Annotated in this window: 3 protein-coding genes, 2 tRNA genes and 2 rRNA genes; all 7 read right to left on the bottom strand. The window is 47.7% G+C overall.

Annotated elements, in window-relative coordinates:
- Positions 1-1,967: ribosomal RNA gene (locus tag WC259_RS06710) — 23S ribosomal RNA — on the bottom strand; the annotation flags it as partial.
- Positions 1,968-2,237: 270 nt separating this feature from the next.
- Positions 2,238-2,314: transfer RNA gene (locus tag WC259_RS06705), tRNA-Ala, on the bottom strand.
- Positions 2,315-2,416: 102 nt separating this feature from the next.
- Positions 2,417-2,490, bottom strand: a tRNA-Ile gene (locus WC259_RS06700).
- A 160-nt stretch (positions 2,491-2,650) separates the two neighbouring features.
- Positions 2,651-4,166 (bottom strand): 16S ribosomal RNA (locus tag WC259_RS06695).
- Between the two features lie 480 nt (positions 4,167-4,646).
- Positions 4,647-6,359: an acyl-CoA dehydrogenase family protein gene (locus tag WC259_RS06690; RefSeq protein ID WP_372643752.1), complete on the bottom strand. Its 1,713-nt coding sequence runs from the start codon at positions 6,357-6,359 to the stop codon at positions 4,647-4,649.
- A 19-nt stretch (positions 6,360-6,378) separates the two neighbouring features.
- Positions 6,379-7,398 (bottom strand): electron transfer flavoprotein subunit alpha/FixB family protein, encoded by a 1,020-nt coding sequence (locus WC259_RS06685; protein WP_372643755.1) that lies wholly within the window; start codon positions 7,396-7,398, stop codon positions 6,379-6,381.
- Positions 7,399-7,528: 130 nt separating this feature from the next.
- A partial coding sequence (locus WC259_RS06680; protein WP_372643749.1) for an electron transfer flavoprotein beta subunit/FixA family protein occupies positions 7,529-8,292 on the bottom strand: 764 nt, incomplete at its 5' end.

The following is an 8,292-nucleotide window of genomic DNA, read 5'->3' as shown; positions in this document are numbered from 1 at the left end:
GGAACTTACCCGACAAGGAATTTCGCTACCTTAGGACCGTTATAGTTACGGCCGCCGTTTACCGGGGCTTCAATTCAATGCTTCTCTTGCGATGACATCCCCTCTTAACCTTCCGGCACCGGGCAGGTGTCAGGCCATATACATCATCTTTCGATTTAGCATAGCCATGTGTTTGTGATAAACAGTCGCCTGGGCCTTTTCACTGCGGCTGGCTTGCACCAGCGCCCCTTCTCCCGAAGTTACGGGGCTATTTTGCCTAGTTCCTTAGCCATGGATCACTCGAGCGCCTTAGGATTCTCTCCTTGACTACCTGTGTCGGTTTGTGGTACGGGTCTTTAATACCTGAAGCTTAGAGGTTTTTCTTGGAAGCTCTTACGATCACTATCCGGTTGCCCGAAGGCTCCCGGTACTGTCAGGTTTCAGCTCTACCAGCGGATTTGCCTACCGGTATCAACACTTACGCCCTTTAACGTACTATTCCGTCAGTACGCGGATCTTTCATCACTCCGTCACCCCATCGCAGTATTAAAAAGTATCAGAATATTAACTGATTGTCCATCGAATACGCCCTTCGGCTTTTCCTTAGGTCCCGACTAACCCTGATCCGATTAACGTTGATCAGGAAACCTTAGTCTATCGGCGAGGAGGTTTCTCACCCCCTTTATCGTTACTTATGCCTACATTTGCTTTTCCAAACACTCCACCGCTCCTTACGAAACAGCTTCTACGCAGTTTGGAATGCTCCCCTACCAGTGCACAACTTAATGTGCAATTCATAGCTTCGGTGATATACTTAATGCCCGATTATTATCCATGCCCGATCGCTCGACTAGTGAGCTGTTACGCACTCTTTAAATGAATGGCTGCTTCCAAGCCAACATCCTAGCTGTCAATGCAATCAGACCTCGTTAGTTCAACTTAGTATATACTTGGGGACCTTAGCTGATGATCTGGGTTCTTTCCCTTTTGGACGTGGACCTTAGCACCCGCGCCCTCACTCCCGGTAAGCATCTTGCAGCATTCGGAGTTTGTCTGGATTTGATAGGCGGTGAAGCCCTCGCATCCAATCAGTAGCTCTACCTCTGCAAGACTCGTAACCGAGGCTGCACCTAAATGCATTTCGGGGAGTACGAGCTATTTCCCAGTTTGATTGGCCTTTCACCCCTACCCACAGTTCATCCAAGAACTTTTCAACGTTAACTGGTTCGGTCCTCCATCCCGTGTTACCGGGACTTCAACCTGACCATGGGTAGATCACAAGGTTTCGCGTCTAGCGCCACTGACTTTACGCCCTATTCAGACTCGCTTTCGCTTCGACTCCGAATCTTAAATTCTTAATCTTGCCAGTGACGACTAACTCGTAGGCTCATTATGCAAAAGGCACGCAGTCACCACACAAGGTGGCTCCTACAGCTTGTAGGCGCACGGTTTCAGGTACTATTTCACTCCGCTGTTCGCGGTTCTTTTCACCTTTCCCTCACGGTACTAGTTCACTATCGGTCTCTCAGGAGTATTTAGCCTTACCGGATGGTCCCGGCAGATTCAGACAGGATTCCTCGTGTCCCGCCCTACTCAGGATACTGCTAACTCGTTAATTCTTTACGTGTACCGGACTATCACCGTCTTTGGTTGAACTTTCCAAATCATTCCACTTGAAATTAACTCATACATCGCAGTCCTACAACCCCAACATTGCCGAAACAGTGTTGGTTTAGGCTGTTCCCTTTTCGCTCGCCACTACTAGGGGAATCACTTTTGTTTTCTTTTCCTCCGCTTACTTAGATGTTTCAGTTCAGCGGGTTGACCTCCGACATAATCGGATACCTTATTGCTAAGGTGGGTTGTCCCATTCGGATATTTGCGGATCAAGGGTTATTTGCACCTCCCCGCAACTTTTCGCAGCTTATCACGTCCTTCTTCGTCTCTGAGAGCCAAGGCATCCTCCGTACGCCCTTACTAACTTTCTTCTATTTATTATACTTACAGGTTAATCTTTACTTACTTCTATTTATTTTTTCCCAATATGTCAAAGAACTTTATAACTCTTCCTTCCTCTTCCAGGGGACCGAACCGGCCTTCCTCTCTGATTCCAGATTGTGTGAGTTAAACGTGGATATTTTATGGACTCGAACCACTTTTATATGCGCCACCGCATATCCTTGTTATTCCAGTATTTTAAGAACTTATTATGCTATTATTTTTCTTATTCTCCGGCTTTCGATTGAAAACCTCTTTTTTGGTGGAGAATAAGGGAGTCGAACCCTTGACCCTCTGCGTGCAAGGCAGATGCTCTAGCCAACTGAGCTAATCCCCCGTAAGCCCCCTTCCTGTTCCCCCAAAGGGGGAATGATCCGGGAAATCTCTTTTTTCTGCTCCTTCTCTCCTCCCCTTCGGGGGAGGTTGGGAGGGGCTTTTGTAGTCCCGCCCAGATTTGAACTGGGGACCCCTACATTATCAGTGTAGTGCTCTAACCAACTGAGCTACGAGACTGTGGTTGTTCGATTGCTTTGGGCTGTAAGGCTTTCTGGCTTTCCCGCTTCCCGCTCTCAGCTCTGTTAGCTTTCGCTTCACTTGATGATCAATATTTTATAAAAAAAAGGTAAACAAGGCGTTTTCAACTAAATAAACCCTCGTAACGTCAAAGCTCCAGAAAGGAGGTGTTCCAGCCACACCTTCCGGTACGGCTACCTTGTTACGACTTAACACCAGTTACTAGTTTTACCCTAGGCCGCTCCTTGCGGTTACAGACTTCAGGTACCCCCAGCTTCCATTGTTTGACGGGCGGTGTGTACAAGGCCCGGGAACGTATTCACCGCGCCATGGCTGATGCGCGATTACTAGCGAATCCAGCTTCACGAAGTCGGGTTGCAGACTTCGATCCGAACTGAGACCAACTTTAGAGATTAGCATCCGGTCGCCCGGTAGCTGCCCTTTGTATTGGCCATTGTAACACGTGTGTAGCCCTGGACATAAGGGCCGTGCTGATTTGACGTCATCCCCACCTTCCTCACACCTTACGGTGGCAGTCTCGCTAGAGTCCCCGGCTTGACCCGCTGGCAACTAACGATAAGGGTTGCGCTCGTTATGGGACTTAACCCGACACCTCACGGCACGAGCTGACGACAACCATGCAGCACCTTGAAGAACGTCCGAAGAAGGCCACCTTTCGGCAGCTGTCGTTCCCCATTTAAGCCCAGGTAAGGTTCCTCGCGTATCATCGAATTAAACCACATGTTCCTCCGCTTGTGCGGGCCCCCGTCAATTCCTTTGAGTTTCAACCTTGCGATCGTACTCCCCAGGTGGCTCACTTAATGCTTTCGCTTGGCCGCATACTGTGTATCGCATACAGCGAGTGAGCATCGTTTACGGCGTGGACTACCAGGGTATCTAATCCTGTTCGCTCCCCACGCTTTCGTGCATCAGCGTCAGTGTTAGTTTAGTAAGCTGCCTTCGCAATCGGTGTTCTGTGTAATATCTAAGCATTTCACCGCTACACTACACATTCCGCTTACCTCAACTAAACTCAAGCTTCTCAGTATCAATGGCAATTCTATCGTTAAGCGACAGGATTTCACCACTGACTTAAAAAGCCGCCTACGCACCCTTTAAACCCAATGAATCCGGATAACGCTTGCATCCTCCGTATTACCGCGGCTGCTGGCACGGAGTTAGCCGATGCTTATTCATACACTACCGTCGGGTCCCGACACGTCGGGATTTTTCTTGGTGTATAAAAGCAGTTTACAACCCATAGGGCTGTCATCCTGCACGCGGGATGGCTGGTTCAGGCTTGCGCCCATTGACCAATATTCCTCACTGCTGCCTCCCGTAGGAGTCTGGTCCGTGTCTCAGTACCAGTGTGGGGGATCATCCTCTCAGAACCCCTAGACATCGAAGCCTTGGTGAGCCGTTACCTCACCAACTAGCTAATGTCACGCATGCCCATCCCGAACCGCCTGAGCTTTTATATAATTGCCATGCAGCATCTATATAATATGGGGTATTAATCCGGATTTCTCCGGGCTATCCCCCTGTCCGGGGCAGGTTGCATACGCGTTACTCACCCGTGCGCCGCTCTCATCACCCGAAAGTGACTCCCGCTCGACTTGCATGTGTTAGGCCTCCCGCTAGCGTTCATCCTGAGCCAGGATCAAACTCTTCGTTGTATTCTGTGTCTTCTAATCTTTTTCCTCGCTCCGGTTAAACCCAAATTATTCGCGTCTTTCCTTATCTTGCTACCTTCTCAATTTCCTTCAATGAACTCTTCTGCTTTTTGCGGCTGCAAAGTAAATAATTTCTCCCCGATATTCCAAATCTTTTTTAATCTTTTTTTTCCGGTATCTTCACCCGCTTAAATCCTGTATTTCCCTTGCAAAACGCCCCTTTGGATCATCCCAGGATGTCCCGTTCCTATCCAAAGCGGGTGCAAAGATATACATCCTTTTTATTCCTGCAATACCTTTCCCTTTCTTTTTTACCCCACAAGACCCTAAATCAAACCCCCCTGCCTGGCCCTCAGAAACTTGAAACCCTCCAAAAAAATGAAATACAACATTCTATACATTCAATACATTCATTCCTGATGCAATAAATCGCAAAAAAGTAAAACCAAAATCCGGTTAAACTGCTACCGGTCTCCTCTATTACTATTCCATCTCATACTTATAAACCCCCAAATCGCTCAGTTCCGAGCTTCGGATGAATTCGGAATGAGCTTTTACCTGTGCCTTGGCCAGATTCAGAAAGTTTTTGGCTGATTTAAGGAATGCAGGTTCCCGGTTGCTGTCGAGTACCAGCAGGTAGCACATAATGATGTACCCGGCCATTTCAACCAGACGACGTGCATGAAAATCCAAAAATTCATTTTCATGCACGGCCATGACTTTATGGACAGCCTGCTCGTATTCATCAGTCAAAATGATCAATGCCCTGCGCAGGTATTCCAGCTCGGGCGATAGTTTTTCTGCTTCATACTTGCGGATCTGATCCAGAAAGACGCCGGTGGTAACCCCGCGGATAGCTGCAACGACCTGCAATTGTGTAGTACCCTCGTATATCGAGGTAATCCGGGCATCACGGTAAATCCGTTCAACGGGATAATCTTTCATAAAACCGGAGCCGCCATGGATCTGGATGGCATCGTATGCCAGTTGGTTACAAAACTCGGAGGACATCCCCTTGACCAGGGGTGTATAGAAATCGGCCAGTTTTTGATAGCTCTTCATTTCATTACGCTCCACCTGATCCAGACTACGCTCTTCCGAAATATGCATATAGGTTTTATAAACATCCACGAAACGTGCGGTTTCATACAACATGGTTCGCGAGGCATCCAGCTTAGCCTTCATATTTGACAACATCTCATATACCGCGGGAAACCTCATGATGGCTTTTCCAAACTGCATCCGTTCTTTGGCATAGCTCAAAGCTTCGCGGTAAGCAGCCTCAGAGACTCCCACCGACTGGGCTGCAATCCCAAGACGGGCGCCATTCATCAGGGCCATAACATATTTGATGAGCCCTAATTTTCTGCTTCCAACCAGTTCGCCCGGGGCATCCTTAAATACCAGTTCACAGGTGGGTGATCCCACGATACCCATTTTATGCTCAATGCGGCGGACAGTGACCCCTCCATTCCGTTTATCATGAATGAACATGGATAAACCGCGGCCATCTTTCGTACCGGGTTCCGACCGGGCCAATACCAGGGAAATATGTCCGTCTCCATTGGTAATAAACCTTTTTACCCCGTTTAACAGCCAAACACCTGATTTTTCATCGTACGTTGCCTTCAACTGAACGGCCTGCAGGTCGGAGCCCGCATCGGGCTCGGTTAAATCCATCGCCATGGTTTCTCCCTGGCAAACGCGGGTCAGGTACTTTTCTTTTTGCTCTTCAGATGCAAATTCATTAATGGTCTCAGCGCAATCCTGCAATCCCCAGATATTCACAAAGCCGGCATCGGCACGCGACACCACATCGGCAGCCATAATATAGGGAACGATTGGAAAATTCAACCCGCCGAACCTGCGGGGAAGCGACATGCCCATCAGTCCGGCCTGATTCAGTGCCTCGATGTTTTGTTTTGTCCCCCGTGCATAGACTACGCGTCCATCAACCACCAAGGGGCCCTCAGCATCAACCGATTCCGCATTGGGAGCAACGATATCGCCGCTGATCTCACCAACCACCTCCAAAACTTTATCAAAGCTGTCCATGGCATCTTCATAATCCATGGGTGCAAAATCAAATTTTTCCTTTTCTGAAAAATTCCTTTCCTTCATGCGAACGATCTTTTCCATCAAAGGATGATACAAATGGAACTTCAGATCTTTATTATCGGTATAAAAATTAGCCATTTTTGAATGTTTAAGATGATTACTTGGTATTCTTTTTATAATACTTGATCATTTTGGGGATGACATCGGCCACACCGCCGGTAATGACATAATCGGCAATGGCGTTGATTGGTGCCTCCGGATCTGTATTAATCGCGATAATCTGGGCAGACTGGTCCATACCGGCGCGATGCTGAATCTGGCCTGAAATACCACAGGCAATATATAATTTAGGACGAACGGTGACCCCGGTCTGGCCAATCTGACGTTCATGCTCCGCAAAGCCTGCATCAACAGCAGCCCGGGAGGCCCCGACTTCACCACCTAAAACTTCTGCCAGCTCAAACAATAACCGGAAGTTTTCCTTCGATCCTACACCGTATCCTCCGGAAACCACGATAGGAGCTGCTATCATGTTGACCTTACGTTTCTCCAGGTGACGTTCAATGATCTCCACTACAAAATCAGTATCGCTCACATATTTTGAAACATCCAGTTTAACGAGTTTTCCCTTGTATTTCGGATTGAAAATTTCCTTTTTCATGACACCTTCACGAACAGTAGCCATCTGCGGACGATGTTCCGGATTAATAATTGTGGCAATGATGTTTCCGCCAAAGGCTGGTCGGATCTGATACAATAATTTTTCGTAAATTTTTCCCAGTTTTTTATCTTCATGACTACCGATAACCAGACTGGTGCAGTCGGCTGTTAGCCCGCTGTGCAAGGCGGAAGAAACCCGTGGTCCCAGGTCCCGGCCAACGGAAGAGGCTCCCATTAATGCGATCTGCGGCTTCTGTTCTTCGAACAGCTTAACAATAATGGAGGTATGCGGAAGCGTCGTATAAGGAGACAAACGCTTATCATCTGCCACATATAACACATCCACGCCATAGGGGAAAATCTGACTTTCAATTCCGTTAAGCTCACAGCCAATGGCCAGTGCTTCCAAATTGCAGCCCAGTTCACAAGCCAGGCTACGTCCTTTGGTCATCAGTTCCTGACTCACTTCAGCTACCTGACCATCTTCTATTTCACAATATACAAATACGCTGTTCATGGGTATGTAAGTTATTTTTAAAGGTATACGGAATTCGCCATTTAAATCATATTTTTGCGAGAGATCTTCTCTCATGGCCGTTCCATCTGTTTATTTTTCAGTTCTAAGGTTGTATAATTTCAGGACAAGGTTAACCAATGGTATGACTTGCAAGTAATTCCTTCATCAGGTCTTCTATATCGGGATCGGAAGACGAGATCACTTTGGCTTCTTTAGCCTGCAATATCACATTTTCTATGGTTTTCACCTTTGTCGGTGAACCACTCAGTCCAAGTTCCTGTTGGTCAGCCTCAATATCATTAACCGTCCATTCCGCAATGTTCAAATACGGGCGGTCATTATACAGGTGAAGGTAATCTTCGTTGGAATTTTGAAGTTCTGAAACAGTTTTTGCATGTTTATTTTTCATCAGCAATCTGGCGTTCCGGGCCCGGCATGCAGGAGCGGAACCATTAACTGTCATGAGCATCGGAATCGGACAAATGACCATTTCAACACCATTGTGGAGACGGCGTTTCAGGTAAATCTTATCCTTTTCAAGTTTTTGAATTTCTTCCACATAGGTAACCTGGGGAAGTCCAAGCTTCTCAGCAACCTGTGGCCCTACCTGGGCCGTATCACCATCAATCGCCTGACGTCCTGCAATAATGAGATCAAAATCTTTCACCTTCTTCAAAACCCGGGATAACGCATAGGAAGTAGCCAGCGTATCGGAGCCGGCAAAAGCGCGGTCAGTCAGCAGGATACCATCATCAGCACCCCGGAACATCCCTTCCCGGATAATTTCCGCCGCACGTCCGGGCCCCATGGTCAAAATAGTCACGGTTGATCCCGGATGCTGATCCTTGATCCGCAGCGCCTGCTCGAGTGCATTCAAATCTTCGGGATTAAAAA

Origin of the sequence: Dehalococcoides sp. (assembly GCF_041654235.1) — a bacterium.
Classification (GTDB): Bacteria; Chloroflexota; Dehalococcoidia; order Dehalococcoidales; family Dehalococcoidaceae; genus Dehalococcoides; species Dehalococcoides mccartyi_B.
This window is presented reverse-complemented; position numbering and strand designations above follow the sequence as displayed.

Coding starts and splice junctions, on each gene's coding strand:
- WC259_RS06690 (WP_372643752.1), bottom strand. CDS start 6,359: ATGGCTAATTTTTATACCGATAATAAAGATCTGAAGTTCCATTTGTAT.
- WC259_RS06685 (WP_372643755.1), bottom strand. CDS start 7,398: ATGAACAGCGTATTTGTATATTGTGAAATAGAAGATGGTCAGGTAGCT.